The 217-nt window shown below is 27.2% G+C and carries 1 pseudogene; it reads left to right on the forward strand.

The features are described 5' to 3' along the window. A pseudogene (locus tag ACX6CF_RS25760) lies at positions 1-217 on the forward strand (IS1634 family transposase); the annotation flags it as partial.

Consider the following 217-nt stretch of genomic DNA (forward strand, 5'->3'; position numbering starts at 1 on the left):
AAATGATGATAGAGTTTATAGCTTATCAAAACTTGATGATATGCTGGATAAAATGAATGAATTGGATAGAAATAGAGTGACTTCAAAAGTGTTTTATAAAGAACGTTGGATTAAAGAAAATGGATTAGAGCAAAAACTTATTGTTACTTTTTCTCTTAAATATAGAGATTATCAAAGAAGTATACGTAATACCCAGATTGAACGTGCTGTTAAAAAA

It is taken from the genome of Vallitalea sediminicola (assembly GCF_054408565.1).